The 19,902-nt window shown below is 38.4% G+C and carries 22 protein-coding genes and 1 pseudogene; 18 read left to right on the top strand and 5 right to left on the bottom strand.

The window, feature by feature from the left end; all coding sequences use genetic code 11:
• Positions 1-67: 67 nt before the first annotated feature.
• The 10 genes and pseudogenes from murJ (at position 68) to rlmC (ending at position 9,668) form a co-directional block, all read left to right on the top strand.
• Positions 68-1,642 (top strand): murein biosynthesis integral membrane protein MurJ, encoded by a 1,575-nt coding sequence (murJ, locus tag DV356_RS01390; RefSeq protein ID WP_118806419.1) that lies wholly within the window; start codon positions 68-70, stop codon positions 1,640-1,642.
• A 46-nt stretch (positions 1,643-1,688) separates the two neighbouring features.
• Positions 1,689-2,615 (top strand): bifunctional riboflavin kinase/FAD synthetase, encoded by a 927-nt coding sequence (gene ribF, locus DV356_RS01385; protein ID WP_192882144.1) that lies wholly within the window; start codon positions 1,689-1,691, stop codon positions 2,613-2,615.
• 46 nt (positions 2,616-2,661) lie between these two features.
• A pseudogene (locus DV356_RS09900) lies at positions 2,662-2,814 on the top strand (RNA pseudouridine synthase); the annotation flags it as partial.
• A gap of 28 nt (positions 2,815-2,842) precedes the next feature.
• Positions 2,843-3,361: a ClbS/DfsB family four-helix bundle protein gene (locus DV356_RS01375; protein ID WP_040035194.1), complete on the top strand. Its 519-nt coding sequence runs from the start codon at positions 2,843-2,845 to the stop codon at positions 3,359-3,361.
• A gap of 178 nt (positions 3,362-3,539) precedes the next feature.
• Positions 3,540-3,737: a DUF4160 domain-containing protein gene (locus DV356_RS01370; RefSeq protein WP_040035199.1), complete on the top strand. Its 198-nt coding sequence runs from the start codon at positions 3,540-3,542 to the stop codon at positions 3,735-3,737.
• A 26-nt stretch (positions 3,738-3,763) separates the two neighbouring features.
• Entirely contained in the window at positions 3,764-6,589 is a 2,826-nt protein-coding gene (gene ileS, locus DV356_RS01365; protein WP_118806417.1) for an isoleucine--tRNA ligase, read from the top strand.
• A 117-nt stretch (positions 6,590-6,706) separates the two neighbouring features.
• The gene (hinT, locus tag DV356_RS01360; RefSeq protein ID WP_005627389.1) at positions 6,707-7,057 is read left to right on the top strand and encodes a purine nucleoside phosphoramidase; all 351 of its coding nucleotides are present in this window, start codon (positions 6,707-6,709) and stop codon (positions 7,055-7,057) included.
• Complete coding sequence (locus DV356_RS01355) at positions 7,057-7,407, top strand: YcfL family putative periplasmic lipoprotein (RefSeq protein ID WP_005647993.1); 351 nt, start codon at positions 7,057-7,059, stop codon at positions 7,405-7,407. Before hinT ends, DV356_RS01355 begins: the two co-directional genes overlap by 1 nt.
• A 3-nt stretch (positions 7,408-7,410) precedes the next feature.
• A complete protein-coding gene (gene nagZ / locus DV356_RS01350) occupies positions 7,411-8,463 on the top strand; it encodes a beta-N-acetylhexosaminidase (protein WP_118806416.1) in 1,053 nt (350 codons plus the stop codon).
• Complete coding sequence (gene rlmC, locus DV356_RS01345) at positions 8,460-9,668, top strand: 23S rRNA (uracil(747)-C(5))-methyltransferase RlmC (protein WP_118806415.1); 1,209 nt, start codon at positions 8,460-8,462, stop codon at positions 9,666-9,668. Before nagZ ends, rlmC begins: the two co-directional genes overlap by 4 nt.
• 364 nt (positions 9,669-10,032) lie before the next feature.
• Here rlmC and crp read toward each other — a convergent pair whose 3' ends face one another.
• The 5 genes from crp to coaBC are packed head-to-tail and all read right to left on the bottom strand — an operon-like array spanning position 10,033 to position 13,330.
• Positions 10,033-10,707, bottom strand: a complete 675-nt coding sequence (gene crp, locus DV356_RS01340; RefSeq protein ID WP_005647998.1) for a cAMP-activated global transcriptional regulator CRP — start codon at positions 10,705-10,707, stop codon at positions 10,033-10,035.
• Entirely contained in the window at positions 10,692-10,943 is a 252-nt protein-coding gene (locus DV356_RS01335; RefSeq protein ID WP_005647999.1) for a YheU family protein, read from the bottom strand. Before DV356_RS01335 ends, crp begins: the two co-directional genes overlap by 16 nt.
• Before the next feature lie 21 nt (positions 10,944-10,964).
• On the bottom strand, positions 10,965-11,621 hold the full coding sequence (slmA, locus tag DV356_RS01330) for a nucleoid occlusion factor SlmA (protein ID WP_005648000.1): 657 nt from the start codon (positions 11,619-11,621) through the stop codon (positions 10,965-10,967).
• 3 nt (positions 11,622-11,624) lie between these two features.
• Positions 11,625-12,080: a dUTP diphosphatase gene (dut, locus tag DV356_RS01325; protein ID WP_005631431.1), complete on the bottom strand. Its 456-nt coding sequence runs from the start codon at positions 12,078-12,080 to the stop codon at positions 11,625-11,627.
• A gap of 47 nt (positions 12,081-12,127) precedes the next feature.
• On the bottom strand, positions 12,128-13,330 hold the full coding sequence (gene coaBC / locus DV356_RS01320) for a bifunctional phosphopantothenoylcysteine decarboxylase/phosphopantothenate--cysteine ligase CoaBC (protein WP_118806414.1): 1,203 nt from the start codon (positions 13,328-13,330) through the stop codon (positions 12,128-12,130).
• Between the two features lie 163 nt (positions 13,331-13,493).
• Here coaBC and radC point away from each other — a divergent pair, with 163 nt between their 5' ends.
• The 8 genes from radC (at position 13,494) to mutM (ending at position 19,889) form a co-directional block, all read left to right on the top strand.
• On the top strand, positions 13,494-14,159 hold the full coding sequence (radC, locus tag DV356_RS01315) for a RadC family protein (RefSeq protein WP_105894713.1): 666 nt from the start codon (positions 13,494-13,496) through the stop codon (positions 14,157-14,159).
• A gap of 213 nt (positions 14,160-14,372) precedes the next feature.
• On the top strand, positions 14,373-14,609 hold the full coding sequence (gene rpmB / locus DV356_RS01310) for a 50S ribosomal protein L28 (protein ID WP_005542826.1): 237 nt from the start codon (positions 14,373-14,375) through the stop codon (positions 14,607-14,609).
• An 11-nt stretch (positions 14,610-14,620) separates the two neighbouring features.
• Positions 14,621-14,791, top strand: a complete 171-nt coding sequence (gene rpmG, locus DV356_RS01305; protein ID WP_005648006.1) for a 50S ribosomal protein L33 — start codon at positions 14,621-14,623, stop codon at positions 14,789-14,791.
• Between the two features lie 346 nt (positions 14,792-15,137).
• Complete coding sequence (locus DV356_RS01300; RefSeq protein WP_112103689.1) at positions 15,138-16,502, top strand: diaminobutyrate--2-oxoglutarate transaminase; 1,365 nt, start codon at positions 15,138-15,140, stop codon at positions 16,500-16,502.
• A 146-nt stretch (positions 16,503-16,648) separates the two neighbouring features.
• A complete protein-coding gene (gene vapB2 / locus DV356_RS01295) occupies positions 16,649-16,882 on the top strand; it encodes a type II toxin-antitoxin system antitoxin VapB2 (RefSeq protein ID WP_005648011.1) in 234 nt (77 codons plus the stop codon).
• The gene (gene vapC / locus DV356_RS01290) at positions 16,882-17,280 is read left to right on the top strand and encodes a type II toxin-antitoxin system tRNA(fMet)-specific endonuclease VapC (protein ID WP_005651560.1); all 399 of its coding nucleotides are present in this window, start codon (positions 16,882-16,884) and stop codon (positions 17,278-17,280) included. Before vapB2 ends, vapC begins: the two co-directional genes overlap by 1 nt.
• Positions 17,281-17,299: 19 nt before the next feature.
• Positions 17,300-18,835 (top strand): L-2,4-diaminobutyrate decarboxylase, encoded by a 1,536-nt coding sequence (gene ddc, locus DV356_RS01285; protein ID WP_112119048.1) that lies wholly within the window; start codon positions 17,300-17,302, stop codon positions 18,833-18,835.
• A gap of 238 nt (positions 18,836-19,073) precedes the next feature.
• Positions 19,074-19,889 (top strand): DNA-formamidopyrimidine glycosylase, encoded by an 816-nt coding sequence (gene mutM, locus DV356_RS01280; RefSeq protein WP_005648023.1) that lies wholly within the window; start codon positions 19,074-19,076, stop codon positions 19,887-19,889.
• The last annotated feature ends 13 nt before the right edge of the window (positions 19,890-19,902 follow it).

Below are 19,902 nucleotides of genomic sequence, written 5' to 3'. Positions count from 1 at the left end.
CGGAATATAGCGTAAAAACAAAATTTCTATACAATTAGGCAAAAATTTTAGGGTAGAGAAGAATATTTTGAGTAAACGACTTTTAAAATCTAGCATTGTTGTTAGTTCTATGACTTTATTATCAAGAGTGTTAGGTCTTGTGCGCGATGTAGTTATCGCTCATCTCATTGGGGCTGGCGCTGCGGCGGATGTTTTTTTATTTGCTAATCGTATCCCAAATTTTCTTCGTCGTTTATTTGCTGAGGGGGCTTTTTCACAGGCTTTTGTCCCTGTTCTCGCAGAATATCAAAAATCTGGCGATATGAATAAAACCCGTGAATTTATTGGAAAAGTTTCTGGTACGCTTGGGGGATTGGTGAGTATTGTTACGATCCTTGCGATGGTTGGATCGCCTGTCGTTGCCGCTTTATTTGGGATGGGCTGGTTTACCGATTGGATGAATGATGGCCCTGATGCACATAAATTTGAACAAGCCTCTCTTCTTCTTAAAATAACTTTTCCTTATTTATGGTTTGTTACTTTTGTCGCGCTTTTTGGAGCTGTACTTAACACGATTGGAAAATTCGGCGTGATGTCCTTTTCACCCGTGTTATTAAATATAGCGATGATTGCCACCGCACTTTTCCTTGCACCACAAATGGATAACCCAGATCTTGCACTGGCTATCGGGATTTTTCTTGGCGGATTATTACAGTTCTTATTCCAAATTCCATTTATGAAACAAGCAGGTTTACTGGTGAAACCAAAATGGGCTTGGCGGGATGAAGGCGTAACCAAAATTCGTAAATTAATGATCCCTGCGTTATTTGGTGTATCGGTAAGTCAAATTAATCTTTTGCTGGATACAGTGATTGCGAGCTTCTTAATGACGGGCTCTATTAGCTGGTTGTATTATTCCGACCGCTTACTGGAATTTCCTCTCGGTTTATTTGGTATTGCGATTTCTACCGTAATTTTGCCAACGCTTGCTCGCCACCACGTCAATCGTGAAGGCGATTCAGCTAAAAGTGTGGTTGATTTTCGTAATACAATGGATTGGGGCGTGCGAATGATTTTATTACTTGGCGTTCCAGCCGCCATTGGCATTGCTGTATTGGCTCAGCCAATGTTACTTACGCTCTTTATGCGTGGAAATTTCATGCTAAATGATGTTTATGCCGCCTCTTATTCTTTATGGGCATTTAATGCGGGGTTACTTAGCTTTATGTTGATTAAAATTCTCGCCAATGGCTATTACGCCCGCCAAGATACCAAAACACCAGTAAAAATTGGCATTATTGCAATGATAAGCAATATGGGCTTTAACTTATTAGCAATTCCTTTCAGCTATGTAGGATTAGCCATTGCTTCAGCGATGTCGGCAACTCTTAATGTTTATTTGCTCTATCGCGGCTTAGCCAAAGCGGATGTCTATCATTTCTCACGTAAAAGTGCGGTCTTTTTTGTGAAAGTTTTATTGGCAGCAATTGCAATGGGGGCAGCAGTTTGGTATTACGTACCTGAAATCAACCAATGGGCGAAAATGGATTTCTTTATGCGTGTTTATTGGCTTGTTTGGTTGATTGTCTTAGCCGCCATAGTTTATGGCGCAACGTTGATTTTATTAGGCGTTCGAAAACACCATTTGCTGACAAAAAACTAACTTCTCGCTATAATGCCGAAATTCTCTTATTTTCATGGATAAGGACATGCAATTAATTCGCGGGCTTCACAATGTAAATCGTGTTTTACAAGGTTGTGCGCTAACGATCGGCAACTTTGATGGCGTGCATTTAGGGCATCAAGCCGTCCTTCGCCATTTGCGTCAAAAAGCTGACGAATTAAATTTACCCATGGCGGTATTGTTATTTGAAGCTCAGCCGCGTGAATATTTTATGGGGGAAAATGCTCCAGCCCGTTTAATGCGTTTGCGTGACAAAATTTGTTATCTCGAAAAAGCGAAGGTCGATGTCGTAATTGTGGCGAAATTTGACCGCACTTTTGCCGAGCAACCAGCCGATGTTTTTATTGAACAAACGCTTGTTAATCATCTACATGTGAAATTTTTAAGTATTGGCGATGATTTCAAATTCGGCTCAAAACGCCAAGGTAATTTTGCCATGTTGCAAGCAGCTAGTAAGCGTTTTGGTTTTATTGTTGAAGATAACCGTAGTTTTTGTCTAGATGCACAGCGAATTAGTAGCACTGCGATTCGCGAAGCGTTAGCGAATGATGACTTACAACTTGCAGAAAATTTACTCGGTAAACCTTATCGTATTTTCGGGCGTGTGATTCATGGGAATAAATTAGGCAGAACAATAGGATTTCCAACGGCAAATATTCGTTTGCATAGACAAGTCAATCCAATCAAAGGCGTTTATGCCGTAAAAGTGCGGTTAAAATCGGGGGAGATTTTTAACGGCGTGGCAAACATGGGAAAACGCCCAACTATAAATGGATTAATGCAATTATTAGAAGTCCATTTATTTGATTTTTCTCAGAATATTTATGGTCAAATGGTGGAAGTGGAATTCTGCCACAAGATTAGAAACGAGATTAAATTCCCCTCTTTTGATGATTTGAAAGTGCAAATTGAACGGGATGTAAACACAGCGAAAGGCTTTTTTAAAAGGTAGATATGCCAGTTATTTTACGTTTTAGAGGCTATGTTTTTTCTTTTACTCTGCAGAAATAGACCGCACTTATTTACATGCTTATCGTTTACAATTTGACTATCAAGGACAGGTGTTTGATATTCAATCATTGCCAAGGTGCGGTCAATTTTTTGAGAGAATCCCGTTAGCAGAGTTATTAGTGGCGTCGGCTAAAGAGTAAGGTGTTATTGATACACGAGGAGATTTTTATGCGTCATTATACGAGTAAAACGGCTTTAAAAAATGCGATACAACAAACGTATGAAAAATATTTGTCAGAATTTGAAACCATTCCGGAAGATTTAAAAGAGACAGTATGTACAGAGGTTGAGCGAACACCTGTGCAAAACTTAGCTTATCAAGTTGGTTGGACAAGTTTATTGATCAGCTGGGAACAAGATGAACGAAAGGGATTGCTTGTTAAAACCCCTTCTGAACACTTCAAGTGGAATCAATTAAGTGAACTTTATCAATGGTTTAATCAAACTTATGCACATTTATCCTTAGCCGAATTAAAAAGTCGATTAGCACATAATATAGAAACAATTTATTATCTAATTGATACCATGAGCGATGAAGCGCTTTTTTCCCAACATCAACGAAAGTGGGCGGATAATGCCACTAAAAATGCCAAATGGACAGTATCTCAATTTATTCATGTGAATACGGTTGCCCCCTTTACGAGCTTTAGAACAAAAATAAGAAAATGGAAGAAACACTGTTTATAATGACACGATGGTATTAATGCCAATTTCCTTTCTTTCTTATCACTTCACTCAAGGTTAAAGCCTAATGGACTTGACCGTCATTAAAACACAAAAAACGCCAATAAAAACGTGATTTTTAAGGCAGTTAGTATTATCATTAACAGTATTTTTCACAGCATAATTGAATTTAGAGGAAGGCATGCAAAAGCTAGAACAAATTACCGAACAAGCATTGGATGTAATTGCCCGTAATGAAGGAAATCCTCTTGAACCTGCACATATTCATGTGCGCAATGCGGAGTCGGAAGCAAAATTTTGTCTTGATGAAAATATCTCTATCGATGGTTTACTTGCGGGACGTGGAGATGTTACACATAAACCACAAAAAGTTGCTTAAATTTAATTTAAAAATTGGAAAATAAAATGACAGTCGATTACAAAAACACTCTTAACCTACCGGAAACCAGCTTTCCAATGCGCGGTGATTTAGCTAAGCGCGAACCTGATATGTTGAAAAATTGGTACGAGAAAAATCTTTACCAAAAAATTCGTAAAGCGAGTAAGGGCAAAAAATCTTTTATTCTGCATGATGGCCCTCCGTATGCGAACGGTAACATTCATATTGGTCACGCTGTAAACAAGATTCTGAAAGATATTATTATTAAATCCAAAACGGCGTTAGGTTTTGATTCGCCTTATATCCCGGGTTGGGACTGCCACGGCTTGCCAATTGAATTAAAAGTAGAAGGTTTAGTGGGCAAACCAAACGAGAAAATTTCTGCGGCAGAATTTCGTCAAAAATGTCGTGAATACGCGGCGGAACAGGTCGAGGGTCAAAAGAAAGACTTTATCCGTTTAGGTGTGTTGGGCGATTGGGATAATCCATATCTCACGATGAATTTCGATACCGAAGCGAATATTATCCGCACTTTAGGTAAAGTGATTGAAAATGGTCATTTGTATAAAGGCTCAAAACCAGTTCACTGGTGTTTGGATTGCGGTTCTTCTTTAGCAGAAGCAGAAGTGGAATATGAAGACAAAGTTTCTCCGTCAATTTACGTTCGTTTCCCTGCGGAAAGTGCGGATGAAATTGAAGCTAAATTTTCTGCACAAGGTAGAGGACAAGGTAAATTATCAGCCATCATTTGGACTACCACACCTTGGACGATGCCATCTAACCGTGCGATTGCGGTGAATGCAGACTTAGAATACAACTTAGTCCAACTTGGCGATGAGCGTGTAATTTTAGCCGCTGAATTAGTTGAGTCCGTAGCGAAAGCCGTGGGCGTAGAACAAGTTAAAATTTTAGGTTCAGTAAAAGGGGCTGATCTTGAATTAAGCCGTTTCCATCATCCATTCTATGATTTTACTGTACCAGTGATTTTAGGCGATCACGTAACCACTGATGGCGGTACGGGTTTAGTACATACCGCACCTGATCACGGTTTAGACGACTTTATCGTGGGTAAACAATATGATTTACCAATGGCGGGTCTTGTATCGAATGATGGTAAATTTATTTCAACGACCGAATTCTTTGCAGGCAACGGCGTATTTGAAGCAAATCCGCTTGTGATAGAAAAATTACAAGAAGTAGGTAACTTATTAAAAGTTGAAAAAATCAAACACAGCTATCCACACTGCTGGCGTCACAAAACGCCAATTATTTTCCGTGCAACACCGCAATGGTTTATCGGCATGGAAACGCAAGGTTTACGCCAACAAGCATTAGGCGAAATCAAACAAGTTCGCTGGATTCCAGATTGGGGTCAAGCACGTATCGAGAAAATGGTTGAAAACCGCCCAGACTGGTGTATTTCACGCCAACGTACTTGGGGTGTGCCGATGACCTTGTTCGTACATAAAGAAACCGAAGAACTTCATCCGCGTACCTTGGATCTACTTGAAGAAGTGGCGAAACGTGTAGAAAGAGCGGGTATTCAAGCGTGGTGGGATTTAGACGAAAAAGAATTATTAGGTGCGGACGCAGAAACCTATCGCAAAGTGCCAGATACCCTTGACGTATGGTTCGACTCAGGATCAACCTATTCTTCTGTTGTTGCAAATCGCCCAGAATTTAATGGTCAAAATATTGATATGTATTTGGAAGGTTCCGACCAACACCGTGGCTGGTTTATGTCTTCTTTAATGCTTGCTACGGCAACAGACAGCAAAGCACCATACAAGCAAGTATTAACTCACGGTTTCACTGTGGATGGTCAAGGCCGTAAGATGTCAAAATCTATCGGTAACATCGTGACACCACAAGAAGTCATGGATAAATTCGGTGGCGACATTTTACGTTTATGGGTTGCTTCAACAGACTATACGGGCGAAATGACCGTTTCTGATGAGATCTTAAAACGTGCAGCGGATAGCTATCGTCGTATTCGTAACACCGCGCGCTTCTTATTAGCAAACTTGAATGGTTTTGATCCAAAACGTGATTTAGTCAAACCAGAAGAAATGATTAGCCTAGATCGTTGGGCGGTAGCTTGTGCATTAGATGCACAAAATGAAATTAAAGATGCATACGATAACTATCAATTCCACACTGTGGTACAACGTTTAATGCGTTTCTGTTCGGTAGAAATGGGGTCATTCTATTTAGATATTATCAAAGACCGTCAATATACAACCAAAGCAGACAGCCTTGCGCGTCGTAGTTGCCAAACTGCGTTATGGCATATTGCTGAAGCATTAGTTCGTTGGATGGCACCGATCTTATCTTTCACTGCCGATGAAATTTGGCAACACTTGCCACAAACTGAAAGTGCTCGTGCGGAATTCGTATTTACTGAAGAATTCTATCAAGGCTTATTTGGTTTAGGCGAGGATGAAAAATTAGATGATGCTTACTGGCAACAACTGATTAAAGTTCGTTCAGAAGTAAACCGTGTATTAGAAATTTCTCGTAACAATAAAGAAATAGGCGGCGGTTTAGAAGCAGAAGTGACCGTTTATGCTAATGACGAATATCGTGCATTGTTAGCACAATTAGGTAATGAATTACGTTTCGTATTAATTACCTCAAAAGTAGATGTAAAATCTTTATCGGAAAAACCTGCTGATTTAGCGGACAGCGAATTAGAGGGTATTGCGGTAAGCGTAACACGTTCTAACGCAGAAAAATGCCCTCGTTGCTGGCATTATTCTGACGAAATTGGGGTAAGCCCAGAACATCCAACACTTTGTGCACGTTGTGTAGAAAATGTAGTGGGCAATGGAGAAGTTCGATACTTTGCATAATTAAATTCATTGTAAAACAAAAAGTGCGATTGATTTGCTCTGTCCTTAAAAGTTAGACTAAATAAGCAACAATTATGGACAGGTTAATTCGCCGCACTTTTTTATAGGGAGCAAACAATGGCAGAAGAAACAATTTTTAGTAAAATTATCCGTAAAGAAATTCCGGCAAATATCGTCTATCAAGATGAATTAGTCACTGCATTTCGTGATATTTCCCCTCAAGCTAAAACACATATTTTGATTATTCCAAATAAAGTCATTCCCACAGTGAATGATGTGACGGAGCAAGATGAAGTAGCATTAGGTCGATTATTTAGCGTAGCGGCTAAACTCGCTAAAGAAGAAGGTGTTGCGGAAGATGGTTACCGCCTAATTGTGAATTGTAATAAACATGGTGGGCAAGAAGTATTCCATTTACATATGCATTTAGTTGGTGGAGAACCTTTAGGTAGAATGTTAGCGAAATAATGAAAAAATATTTTCTAATTTTAGCGAGCTTCATGCTCGTGGCTTGTTCAAGTTCAGAACAAAACTTAACTTATTCAACAAAGCCGATTTTGAATATTACGTCGTCTCTTTCGCCTTTGATTCAAGTTGAAACGACTCAAAAATCAGCGGTTATCAAAAATAAAAGTCAGCAACTTTTGAATATAAGTTACCATTTGTATTGGTACGATCATTTAGGGGTAACCCAAATTTGGGAAAATCAGCAAGAAAGCTATTCCGCTCAATTTTTGCTAAAACCACAAGAGCAAAAATCAATTGATTTAACTAAACCTACTGTAGAAAGTAAAAATTATCGCCTTTATTTAAAATAATTTATGAGCTCGTTGTTAATTGATTTAAACGGAAAAGAGTTGGAACAAGAGGAAGTTGAGTTACTTTCTCACCCTCTTGTTGCAGGATTAATTTTATTTACTCGAAATTTTGAAAACAGAGAACAAATTCAAGAATTAATTCGTTCTGTTCGCCAACGAGTGAAAAAGCCTTTATTAATTACGGTGGATCAAGAAGGTGGACGAGTTCAACGTTTCCGTGATGGATTTACAATGTTACCTTCAATGCAGGCTTTTCAAGAAACTCTGTCAGCAACTGAACAAGTGAGTTTTGCTAAAGAAGCAGGTTGGCAAATGGCAGCAGAAATGATTGCCTTGGATATTGACTTGAGTTTTGCTCCTGTGTTGGATTTGGGGCATGAATGTCGAGCGATTGGTGATCGCAGTTTTTCATCTGATGTAAAAAGTGCGGTAAATTTAGCCACCGCTTTTATTGATGGTATGCATCAAGCAGGTATGGCATCTACAGGTAAACATTTTCCCGGTCATGGTCATGTATTAGCCGATTCTCACTTAGAAACACCTTATGATGATCGTACAAAAGACGAAATTTTTAGTTGCGATCTCCAACCTTTCCAACAGTTGATTTCACAAAATAAACTCGATGCGATTATGCCTGCTCACGTGATTTATTCGCAATGTGATAGTCAGCCTGCAAGTGGTTCAAAATATTGGTTGAAAGAAATTTTACGCAAGAAATTAAATTTCCAAGGTACAATTTTTTCCGATGATCTCGGTATGAAAGGCGCGGGAGTAATGGGGAATTTTGTAGAGCGTAGTAAAAAAGCACTCAATGCAGGTTGCGATCTTTTATTACTGTGTAATGAACGTGAGGGCGTAATTCAAGTGGTGGATAACCTAAAACTGGCTAAAAATCAACCGCACTTTATGGCTCGTCAAGCTCGCTTACAAAGTTTATTTAAACGTAGAGTGATTAATTGGAACGACTTAATTTCAGATCAACGTTGGAGACTTAATTATCAAAAATTAGCTGATATTCAACATCGTTGGTTAGACATTCAGGCAGCAAAAAAATGATTGATTGTCGATACTATCAACAAAATGAATGTCGTTCTTGTCAATGGCTTGAAATACCTTATAGTCAGCAGCTAACTGAAAAACAATATCATTTAAAGCAGCAACTGATTTCTATTAATTACGATGAAGCTCAATGGGTGGCTCCTTTTCAATCTAATGAACAAGGCTTTCGTAATAAAGCTAAAATGGTTGTTAGTGGTAGTGTTGAACGCCCAATACTTGGCATTTTAAAAAATCCTAATGATCCACAAAGTGCGATTGATTTGTGTGATTGCCCTCTTTATCCTACACATTTTTCAGCAATTTTTTCAATTCTCAAAGATTTTATTGGTCGCGCAGGTTTAGTACCTTATAACATTGCTAAACAAAAAGGCGAGCTTAAATATATTTTGCTGACAGAAAGTATCGCGACGGAAAAATTGATGTTGCGTTTTGTGTTACGTACAGAAAATAAATTGCCATTAATTCGTCGAGAATTGCCCAAATTATTGGAAAAATTACCGCACTTAGAAGTGGTTAGCATTAATTTACAACCACAACACGCAGCCATCTTAGAAGGTGAACAAGAAATTTTTCTGACAGAACAACAATTTTTGCCTGAAAATTTTAACGGTATTCCACTCTTTATTCGTCCACAAGGCTTCTTTCAAACTAACCCTAAAGTGGCTGCAGGTTTATATGCAACCGCTCAACAATGGGTGGCTGAATTCCCTATTTATAACCTGTGGGATTTATTTTGTGGCGTAGGGGGATTTGGCTTACATTGTGCTAAAGCGTTGCAGGAAAAATGGGGAAAACCCATTAAATTAACAGGAATTGAAATTTCTTCCTCTGCTATTTTGGCAGCCAGTAATTCTGCGAAAATATTAGGTTTAGAACATGTAAATTTCCAATCTCTAAATGCAGCAAGCGTGATTGAAAATAAAAATAAAAATAAAAATAAAAATAAAAATAAAAATGAAAATAAGCCAGATCTTGTGATTGTAAATCCGCCGCGTCGTGGAATTGGAAAGGAATTAAGTGAATTTCTCAACCAAATTCAACCGCACTTTATCTTGTATTCCAGCTGTAATGCCATGACAATGGGTAAAGATTTACAGCATCTAACTTGTTATAAACCATTGAAAATTCAACTTTTTGATATGTTTCCGCAAACATCTCACTATGAAGTATTAGTTTTACTAGAAAGAAAAAAGATTAATTAAGGTAAGCTAGAAAAGGCTAGGGAATTTGAAAGAAGGGTGGTGGAACTAAGCAGAATTGGTCTTAACAGCAAGTGGCTTACTGCACGCATCCCTGCGGGATTTCTACCCAGTCCACCATAGATTAAAAAATGCATCTCGGTGTTCTAGCTTTTGCAGCATAAAACTATGCAATAAGGTTTAAACCTTTAAAGCCACTATATCAGGAGACCAATCCTGTCTTCCTACAATATCCGTAAGAAGTGGAGCAATGATAAAATCCTTTATATTAATTGTCAATTAATGTTTTGAATATTATTTCCAATTAAACAAAAACCACCCAAATTAATTTCGGATGGTTTTATTTTGAATAAATTATGATGAAAAATTATCTTGCGCCATATACAACGATTGTTTTTCCATGAGCGTGGATAAGATTCTGATCCTCCAACATCTTAATAATGCGCCCCACAGTTTCTCGTGAACAACCCACCATTTGCCCTATTTCTTGGCGTGTAATTTTGATTTGCATACCATCAGGATGCGTCATTGCTTCAGGCTGTTTAGCTAAGTTCATTAAAGTTTGAGCGATGCGACCCGCGACGTCTAAAAATGCCAAATTCGTGACTTGACGTGATGTATTTTGCAAACGTCTTGCCAATTGTGCAGTGAGAAACATTAAGATTTCAGGGTTTGCCTGAATCAACTGGCGATATTTCTTATAGGAAATTTCAGCAATTTCACATGTTGTTTTTGTTTTTACCCAAGCTGATCGTTTTGAACCTTCATCAAATAATCCCGCTTCGCCAAAAAATTGTCCTGCACCTAAGTAAGTGAGGATCATCTCTTTGCCTTCATCATCTTTTGAAGATACCATTACAGAACCTTTAATTACATAATACAGCGTGGTCGCATCTTCCCCAGCATGAATTAAAGTTGATTTTGCAGGATACTTATGCAAATGGCAGTGAGTAAGAAACCAATCTAAAACGGGATCTCGTTGAGTTGCTTCTTCTTGAGAGGAGGTTACAACTTCATCAATTTCGGTTAATTCATTTGACATTCTTGCTCCTTACATTCCTGTTTCAAAAATTCCGTTTTATTTTTGATGTCAATGGATTCATGTAATTCAGACCATACAATCAACGCAATTCCATTGCGAATTTGAGTCAGTAAAAGTTGTTTTTTCTGGTTGAGTGAAAGTTCTTCTATACCGTAATCGGTTCCTTCGCGTAAAATCACGCTTTCTACGATATTATCTAATGTTTCTGCTTCTAGTTCTTGCCAAGGAATAATCATATATTTACTCGGTAAAGTCAATTAGGCAAAAAGTGGCTCGATAAAACGCCATTGTTGTTCAAAAGACTGACTTGAATTCAGACGGAAATTTGTACGAACATAGCGCATAAATTGTCCTTCGCAGAGTGTCACTAAATGTGAGGCAATTATACGTTCATCCACGTTGAAAGCACGCCCTTCACGTAATTTACGCATTTGCAAAATATTGACAAACTGCATCTCAAGACGATCGAAAAATTGTGCCACACGTGCTTGTAATTGCGCTTCTTCAAACATTAACGCGTGACCTGTTAAAACACGTGTTAAGCCAGGATTTTTTCGAGCAAAATCCAAAATTGTTTGTAAAATGTCGTGAATGCGATTCATTGTTTGAGTTTCGTTACGCATTGACGCTGTAATTCGGCTCAGCAAAGTACTTTCAATATGTTCAATTAGTGCTTCAAACATTTTTGTTTTGCTTGGAAAGTAACGATATAACGCAGCTTCCGACACACCAACTTCTTTTGCTAGACGAGCGGTTGTCATTCTTTCCATTCCACGTTCAGAATGAAGCATATGTATCAATACTGTAAGCACTTGCTGACGACGTTCTTTTACCGTTCTTTTTTCAATTTTCGGTGTTTCAATTTTAGGCGCAATTTCTTCTACGCCTGATAAAGATAATTGTTCTTCTACCATAAATTATTGTTTACCTGAATGACCGAAACCGCCTTCTCCACGTTCGGTTTGTTGAAAATCTTCTACAATATTAAATTCAGCTTGTACTACTGGCACGAAAACAAGTTGAGCAATACGATCGCCGACTTCAATTTTGAATGGTTCATTTCCACGGTTCCACATTGATACCATTAATGGCCCTTGATAATCGGAGTCAATTAATCCCACAAGGTTTCCTAACACAATGCCGTGTTTATGGCCAAGACCCGAGCGAGGCAAAATCACGGCAGCTAAATTGGGATCCGCAATATAAATTGATAGCCCTGTCGGAATTAATTTGGTTTCGCCTGGTTGAATTTCAAAGCTTTCATCGATCAACGCACGTAAATCAAGGCCTGCTGAACCTTCAGTTGCATAAGTTGGCAAAGGAAATTCATTACCAATGCGAGAATCTAAAATTTTTACGTCAATTTTTTTCATTTAATACTCCGTTTGAAATTCATTTTTAGGTAAAAGTGCGGTTGGAATTATAAGGTTTTTTGATAGCGTTCGATGATTTCATTGACTAAATCAGCGGCAAGTTCTACTTTTGATTTTAGCGATAATTTTTTATGACCATTTTTCCAAAAAAGCTGCAAGGCATTTTCATCCGCGTTAAAAACTTGTCCGCCAGATACATCGTTGGCACAAATCATATCAAGATTTTTGCGTTCAAGTTTATCTTTTGCATAATCATCAATATTTTGGGTTTCGGCTGCAAATCCAACAGTAAAAGGACGATGTGTCTTTAAATGTCCTACATCTGAGATAATATCGGGATTTTTAATTAATTTGATAGATATTTCATCGCCAGATTTTTTGATTTTTTGTTCTGCAACTTCAGCTACTCTGTAATCAGCAACAGCCGCACAACCAATAAAAATTTGATTTTTTACCGCACTTTCAAGAGAGGCTTGCCACATTTCTTGTGCTGAGATGACATTAATTCGATTTACATTTTTTGGTGTTGTTAAATTCACTGGCCCTGCAATCAGTGTGACGTTTGCCCCACGTTTGGCAAATGCTTCAGCAATCGCAAATCCCATTTTCCCTGAACTATGGTTAGAAATATAACGAACGGGATCGATTGCCTCACGCGTTGGGCCTGCTGTAATGGCGACATTTAATCCTTGTAGATCTTGTTTTTGAGAGAAAAAGTCAGAAAGTGCGGTAAAAATTTCCTCTGGTTCTGACATACGCCCTTTCCCCATATCGCCGCAAGCTTGAAAACCACTATTGGGGCCGATAAGCTCAATCCCACGTGTTTGAAGAGTCGTTAAATTTTGTTGAGTAATGGATTGGTGATACATCTGCTGATTCATTGCTGGCGCAAGAAAAATTGGCGCATTAGTCGCAAGACAAATTGTTGAAAGTAAATCATTCGCCATGCCGATAGTAAGACGGGCAATAAAGTCTGCACTAGCTGGTGCAATAATAATGGCATCAGCCCATTTGGCAAGTTCAATATGACCCATTGCAAGTTCAGCTTGAGGATCAAGTAAAGATTGCGATACAGCATTGCCAGAAATGGCTTGAAGTGTCAAAGGTGTAACAAATTCTGCTGCAGCTGGGGTTAATACTACACGTACTTCGGCTTCTGCTTTGCGTAACAAACGAATCAACTCTATTGTTTTATAGGCTGCAATACCGCCAGTTATGCCGACTACAATATGCCTTCCGTTTAATTTCATGTTTCAACCTTTGTTAGTACTTAGCCACAATTTCGTTATTTTACTTTAATTTTATTGAATGCCCAACGCTATTTTTACGATATGCATCGCAGATTTTGAATCACTTGCTCGTCAAACCTAAAAAGTGCGGTCAAAATCTTTCTTATTTTTCTTTTATAAATATATGGAAAACAATGATGAATTAATGCCACGGGAAAAATTGCTGGCATTCGGAGCAAAAGCATTAAGTGATTATGAACTACTTGCGATTTTTTTACGCACTGGTATCAAAGGTTGTCCTGTTATGTCACTTTCTAAAAATGTATTAACGCATTTTGGCTCCTTGCACGCTTTACTTTCCGCAGATAAAAAAGCTTTCTGTTCTGTAAAAGGCTTAGGTATTACGCAATTTATTCAACTGCAAGCGATTACGGAAATGACCAAGCGTTATTTAAAGCAAGATATGTTAAGTACGCCGATTATTAATGATCCTGAAACGGTAAAACTTTTTTTACTCACTGAATTGCAACACGAGGAAAGAGAAGTATTTATAGTTTTATTTTTAGATAATCAACATCGTTTGATTAAAAAAGAGCGGTTATTTTTAGGTACAATTAATGTATCAGCGGTTTATCCGCGAGAAATTATTAAAGAAGCACTCTATTGTAATGCGGCAGCTTTAATTTTGGCACATAATCATCCTTCAGGTATAACGGAGCCGAGTTATTCGGATCAGCTTATTACTAAAAAAATTCAAGATGCGGCTGAACTAATGGAAATTCGCGTGCTTGATCATTTAATTGTAGGGAAAAGCGATTGTTATTCTTTCGCGGAGAATTGTTTATTATAAATTTTTATAATATTGACCATTTTTTTACCGATTACATTCAGGAAAATCGCATTTACACTTGAGAAATGAAAACAAAGTCAGTATAATTTGCGACCTTTAATATAGTAAGCGGGTCGGATTAGCGCGACCTGACGAGGTAGCAAGCTAGGTTTAACCAGCTTTAAACAATCCGAACCGTAAGCTCGAGCTTATATTTAATTATTGGAGATTATTATGTCTAGAGTTTGTCAAGTAACAGGCAAGCGTCCAGCTGTGGGTAATAACCGCTCACACGCAATGAATGCGACACGTCGTCGTTTTCTTCCAAACCTTCACACTCACCGTTTTTGGGTTGAAAGTGAAAACCGTTTCGTAACCTTACGTTTAACTGCGAAAGGTATGCGTATCATTGATAAAAAAGGCATTGATGCAGTATTAGCTGAAATCCGTGCTCGTGGCGAAAAAATCTAAGGAGCTAAAAAATGGCAGCTAAAGGCACTCGTGAGAAAATCCGTTTAGTTTCTACTGCAGAGACAGGTCACTTCTACACAACTGATAAAAACAAACGTAATATGCCTGAAAAAATGGAAATCAAAAAATTTGATCCAGTAGTGCGTAAACACGTTATCTATAAAGAAGCAAAAATCAAATAATATTGATTTAATTATTTTAAACCCGAGTAGAAACTCGGGTTTTTTATTTGTTCTTATTAGAAACGTTTGCTTTTTATTTAGCCGTTTGACTCGTAAGAAGCTAAATTTGCTTTTCATATTGCAAAAAGAATATACAATTGTCCCCGTTTTGACGTAACCCTACATCAAAACCTGTTTCCAACCTAGCCCGTCCAATGGGCAAACTAGGGTAAAAACAAAAAAGCTGAAACGCTTTTTTTAATAAGTAGCGAGTCAAATGCCCTATGTGTCTGTTTTATAAACAGTAAATTTATCGCAAGGCACCCGACTTATTTTTTTCACCTCTTTTAGAAGGTTTTAATCAAAAATGACAATGATTACCCCTGTACAAGCAATTCTTGCTTCAAACCAACATTTTTTAGATCGCCAAGATGTAATGGAATCCAACGTACGTAGTTATCCTCGTAAATTACCTTTTGCCTATGCAAAAGCACAAGGCTGTTGGGTTACTGATGTTGAAGGTAATGAATACCTAGACTTTTTAGCAGGCGCAGGAACCCTTGCATTAGGACATAATCATCCTATATTAATGCAAGCCATTAAAGACGTATTAGATAGCGGATTGCCGTTACACACTTTAGATTTAACCACTCCACTTAAAGATGCGTTTAGTGAAGAATTATTGTCATTCTTCCCGAAAGATAAATATATCTTACAATTCACAGGCCCTTCTGGTGCAGATGCAAATGAAGCAGCCATCAAATTAGCCAAAACTTACACAGGGCGTGGCAATATCATTGCTTTCTCTGGCGGTTTTCACGGTATGACCCAAGGGGCATTAGCCTTAACGGGTAATCTTGGTGCAAAAAATGCCGTTGAAAATTTAATGCCTGGCGTACAATTTATGCCATATCCACACGAATACCGCTGCCCATTTGGCATTGGTGGCGAAGCAGGCGCGAAAGCAGTTGAACATTACTTTGAGAACTTCATCGAAGATGTAGAAAGTGGCGTAGTAAAACCAGCTGCAGTAATTTTAGAAGCAATCCAAGGAGAAGGCGGCGTTGTTCCAGCACCAATAAGCTTCTTACAAAAAGTACGTGAAGTAACCCAAAAACACGGCATTTTAATGATCGTCGATGAAGTGCAAGCTGGTTTCTGCCGTTCTGGAAAAATGTTCGCCTTTGAACACGCAGGCATTGAGCCTGATATTATTGTGATGTCAAAAGCAGTTGGTGGCAGCTTACCATTAGCTGTATTAGCTATTCGTAAAGAATTTGATGCTTGGCAACCTGCAGGACATACAGGTACATTTCGTGGCAATCAATTAGCGATGGCGACAGGTTACGCTTCACTTAAAATTATGCGTGATGAAAACCTCGCACAAAATGCCCAAGAGCGTGGTGAATACTTAACCAACGCATTACGTGAATTAAGCAAAGAATATCCGTGCATCGGCAACGTACGTGGTCGTGGCTTAATGATGGGTATCGATATTGTAGACGAACGCCAATCGAAAGATGCGACAGGGGCTTACCCGCGCGATTGTGAATTAGCGGCAGCAATCCAAAAAACTTGCTTCAAAAACAAACTCTTGCTCGAACGTGGCGGACGCGGTGGCAACGTGGTTCGCGTGCTTTGTGCGGTAAACATCAACCAAAATGAATGCGAAGAATTTATCAAACGCTTCAAACAATCTGTTGTAGACGCATTGAAAGTGGTGCGTAGTTAATTAAAAGCGGTCTGATTTTGCAAATGTTTTGCGAATTTTGACCGCTTGTAAATTCAAAATGGTAGGGAAATCCCACCTTTTTTCTACTCAACTGTATAAAACTGGGATATACTTATGCTATATACAATTAAGCATAAGGAATAACTATGATTGAAGCCTCTGTTTTTATGACTAATCGAAGTCAAGCTGTGCGTTTGCCCGCTGAAGTTCGCTTTTCTGAAGAAATCAAAAAATTATCGGTTCGTGTATCGGGCAGTGATCGGATTTTATCGCCTCTCAACCAATCTTGGGATAGTTTTTTCTTGAATGATCAAGCAGTTAGCGATGATTTTATGAATGAACGAGAAATTGCATTTCAACCAGAGCGTGAGGCTTTATAGTGTTGAAATATATGCTTGATACTAACATTGTGATTTACGTGATTAAGCGTAGGCCATTGGAAATTCTTTCTCGCTTTAATCAAAATGCAGGAAAAATGTGCGTGAGTAGCATTACTGTGGCTGAACTCTATTATGGAGCTGAAAAAAGCGAATATCCCGAAAGAAACATTGCGGTTATTGAAGATTTCTTATCACGCCTCACCATTTTAGATTACCAACCAAAGCATGCAGCTCATTTCGGCAATATTAAAGCTGAACTCTCTAAACAAGGGAAATTGATTGGCGAAAATGATATTCATATAGCGGCTCATGCTCGTAGTGAAGGGTTAATTCTGGTTAGTAACAATTTAAGAGAATTTGAGCGAGTTATAGCATTACGTACAGAAAATTGGGTGTAATTCATATCTAGGAATAATTATGTCAAACCTCAAACAACACAAACAAGCTTTGTTTTGCAACGATAACGAAGCCATTAACGATTATGAAACAGCAATGCATAATGCGGTGCAAGCAGTCTCTGCTTGGCTGAAAAATGAAAAAATGTACACCGGCGGTTCAATCAAACAAATGCGAGCCTTAATAAGCGGTTTTAATCCGACGAAAGAGGGTATGGGTGTACAGAAATCACTCGATCATTTGGTAGAAATTTTCCTTAATCCAAGCCTTAAAGTGCATCATCCACACTCACTTGCCCATTTACATTGCCCAACAATGGTGGCAAGTCAAATTGCGGAAGTACTGATTAATGCGACCAACCAATCAATGGATTCGTGGGATCAAAGCCCAGCAGGTTCAATTATGGAGGAGCATGTGATCGACTGGCTACGCCAAAAAGCAGGCTACGGCGAAGGCACTTCAGGTGTATTTACATCTGGTGGCACGCAATCAAATTTAATGGGTGTGTTGCTGGCTCGCGATTGGGCGATTGCGAAACATTGGAAAAATAATGATGGCTCCGAATGGTCAGTACAACGTGATGGTATTCCAGCGGAAGCAATGCAAAAAGTGAAAGTAATTTGTTCAGAAAACGCACACTTCTCTGTACAAAAAAATATGGCAATGATGGGAATGGGTTTCCAATCAGTCGTTACTGTGCCATCAAATACCAATGCACAAATAGATGTGATTGCACTTAAGCAAACACTTGCACAGCTTAAAGCCGAAGGCAAAATTACTGCCTGTATTGTTGCTACCGCAGGCACAACAGATGCGGGTGCAATTGATGACTTAAAAGCAATCCGCAAACTTGCCGATGAATATCAAGCGTGGTTACACGTTGATGCTGCTTGGGGTGGCGCATTATTGCTTTCCAAAGATTATCGCCATTTCTTAGCTGGTATTGAATTAACCGACTCAATCACGCTAGATTTCCACAAACACTTCTTCCAAACCATTTCCTGTGGTGCATTTTTGCTCAAGGATCCAGCAAACTATCGCTTCATCGATTACAAAGCTGATTATCTCAATTCGGAATATGATGAAGCTCACGGCGTGCCAAACTTAGTGGCAAAATCGCTACAAACAACTCGTCGTTTTGACGCATTAAAATTATGGTTTACCCTTGAAGCATTGGGCGAAGATCTTTACGCTTCAATGATCGATCACGGCGTAAAACTAACCAAAGAAGTCGAGCAATACATCAACGATACTCCAGCCTTAGAGATGCTTGTACCAAGTCAGTTTGCATCGGTGTTATTCCGTGTCGTACCAAAAGACTATCCAGCTGAATTTATTGATGCACTAAACCAAAACGTGGCAGATGAACTCTTTGCACGAGGCGAAGCGAATATTGGCGTGACTAAAGTAGGCGACAAACAATCACTGAAAATGACTACCCTAAGCCCGATTGCAACATTGGAAAATGTTAAAGCGTTATTAACTCAAGTACTAACAGAAGCAAATCGTATTAAAGACGACATCAAAAATGGCACTTACACACCACCCATTGATTGATTAATTAATTAGTTAGTCAATTAACACAAAAAAATAACCGCTTGTATCTAAAGACAGGCGGTTATTCTGTAAAATAAAAATCTTTTAGCATAGATTAACGAGATATATAAATTTTATCCATTAGATAACTACCTATATTTTTGAAATATTCATCATTTTAATTTTCAAAGAATATAAAAAATGATAAAACTAACCGCACTTTATATCATTATTCAATCTACTCACTAAGTTAAAAATTATGCCAGAACTTCCCGAAGTTGAAACTGCACTACGTGGTATTAGCCCTTATCTTAAAAATTTTACGATTGAGAAAGTTGTCGTACGCCAGCCTAAATTGCGCTGGGCTGTATCAGAAGAATTGATAACCCTTAAAAATGTAAAAATTGTCGATCTCACTCGTCGAGCAAAATATTTGATTATTCACACGGAAAAAGGCTATATCATCGGGCATTTGGGCATGTCAGGTTCGGTGCGAATTGTGCCACAGGATAGTGCAATAGATAAACATGATCATATTGATATTGTAGTGAATAATGGCAAGTTATTACGCTATAACGATCCTCGCCGTTTCGGTGCATGGTTGTGGACGGAGAATCTAGATGACTTTCATCTTTTCTTAAAGTTAGGCCCTGAACCACTTTCTGATGAATTTAATGCAGAATATTTATTCAAAAAATCTCGTCAAAAATCTACCGCACTTAAAACTTTCTTGATGGATAACGCTGTGGTAGTGGGCGTTGGAAATATTTATGCGAATGAAAGTTTGTTTATTTGCGGCATTCATCCCCTTAAACTCGCTAAAAATTTGACTCGCAATCAATGTTTTTCTTTAGTGAACACGATTAAAGATGTTTTGAGAAAAGCCATTATTCAAGGTGGAACAACACTTAAAGATTTTTTACAGCCCGATGGTCGCCCAGGTTATTTTGCACAAGAATTATTGGTATATGGCAATAAAGATAAACCTTGTCCAAAGTGCGGTGGAAAAATTGAAAGTTTAATTATTGGACAGCGTAATAGTTTCTTTTGCCCGAAATGTCAGAAAAGGGGTTAGAACAAATAAATTT

Origin of the sequence: Haemophilus influenzae (assembly GCF_003494325.1) — a bacterium.
Lineage (GTDB): Bacteria > Pseudomonadota > Gammaproteobacteria > Enterobacterales > Pasteurellaceae > Haemophilus > Haemophilus influenzae_I.
The sequence above is the reverse complement of the archived record's forward strand: the minus strand, read 5'-3'. Positions and strand labels throughout refer to the sequence as shown.

Bases quoted from the DNA above. Each gene is read 5' to 3' on its own strand.
- slmA (WP_005648000.1), bottom strand. From the start codon at position 11,621: ATGGTAGAAGAACAATTATCTTTATCAGGCGTAGAAGAAATTGCGCCT.
- mutM (WP_005648023.1), top strand. From the start codon at position 19,074: ATGCCAGAACTTCCCGAAGTTGAAACTGCACTACGTGGTATTAGCCCT.
- DV356_RS01335 (WP_005647999.1), bottom strand. From the start codon at position 10,943: ATGATTATTCCTTGGCAAGAACTAGAAGCAGAAACATTAGATAATATC.
- vapB2 (WP_005648011.1), top strand. From the start codon at position 16,649: ATGATTGAAGCCTCTGTTTTTATGACTAATCGAAGTCAAGCTGTGCGT.
- ddc (WP_112119048.1), top strand. From the start codon at position 17,300: ATGTCAAACCTCAAACAACACAAACAAGCTTTGTTTTGCAACGATAAC.
- ileS (WP_118806417.1), top strand. From the start codon at position 3,764: ATGACAGTCGATTACAAAAACACTCTTAACCTACCGGAAACCAGCTTT.
- DV356_RS01375 (WP_040035194.1), top strand. From the start codon at position 2,843: ATGCGTCATTATACGAGTAAAACGGCTTTAAAAAATGCGATACAACAA.
- nagZ (WP_118806416.1), top strand. From the start codon at position 7,411: ATGAGCTCGTTGTTAATTGATTTAAACGGAAAAGAGTTGGAACAAGAG.
- DV356_RS01355 (WP_005647993.1), top strand. From the start codon at position 7,057: ATGAAAAAATATTTTCTAATTTTAGCGAGCTTCATGCTCGTGGCTTGT.
- rpmB (WP_005542826.1), top strand. From the start codon at position 14,373: ATGTCTAGAGTTTGTCAAGTAACAGGCAAGCGTCCAGCTGTGGGTAAT.
- dut (WP_005631431.1), bottom strand. From the start codon at position 12,080: ATGAAAAAAATTGACGTAAAAATTTTAGATTCTCGCATTGGTAATGAA.
- rpmG (WP_005648006.1), top strand. From the start codon at position 14,621: ATGGCAGCTAAAGGCACTCGTGAGAAAATCCGTTTAGTTTCTACTGCA.
- DV356_RS01370 (WP_040035199.1), top strand. From the start codon at position 3,540: ATGCAAAAGCTAGAACAAATTACCGAACAAGCATTGGATGTAATTGCC.
- hinT (WP_005627389.1), top strand. From the start codon at position 6,707: ATGGCAGAAGAAACAATTTTTAGTAAAATTATCCGTAAAGAAATTCCG.
- rlmC (WP_118806415.1), top strand. From the start codon at position 8,460: ATGATTGATTGTCGATACTATCAACAAAATGAATGTCGTTCTTGTCAA.
- crp (WP_005647998.1), bottom strand. From the start codon at position 10,707: ATGTCAAATGAATTAACCGAAATTGATGAAGTTGTAACCTCCTCTCAA.
- ribF (WP_192882144.1), top strand. From the start codon at position 1,689: ATGCAATTAATTCGCGGGCTTCACAATGTAAATCGTGTTTTACAAGGT.
- radC (WP_105894713.1), top strand. From the start codon at position 13,494: ATGGAAAACAATGATGAATTAATGCCACGGGAAAAATTGCTGGCATTC.
- coaBC (WP_118806414.1), bottom strand. From the start codon at position 13,330: ATGAAATTAAACGGAAGGCATATTGTAGTCGGCATAACTGGCGGTATT.
- DV356_RS01300 (WP_112103689.1), top strand. From the start codon at position 15,138: ATGACAATGATTACCCCTGTACAAGCAATTCTTGCTTCAAACCAACAT.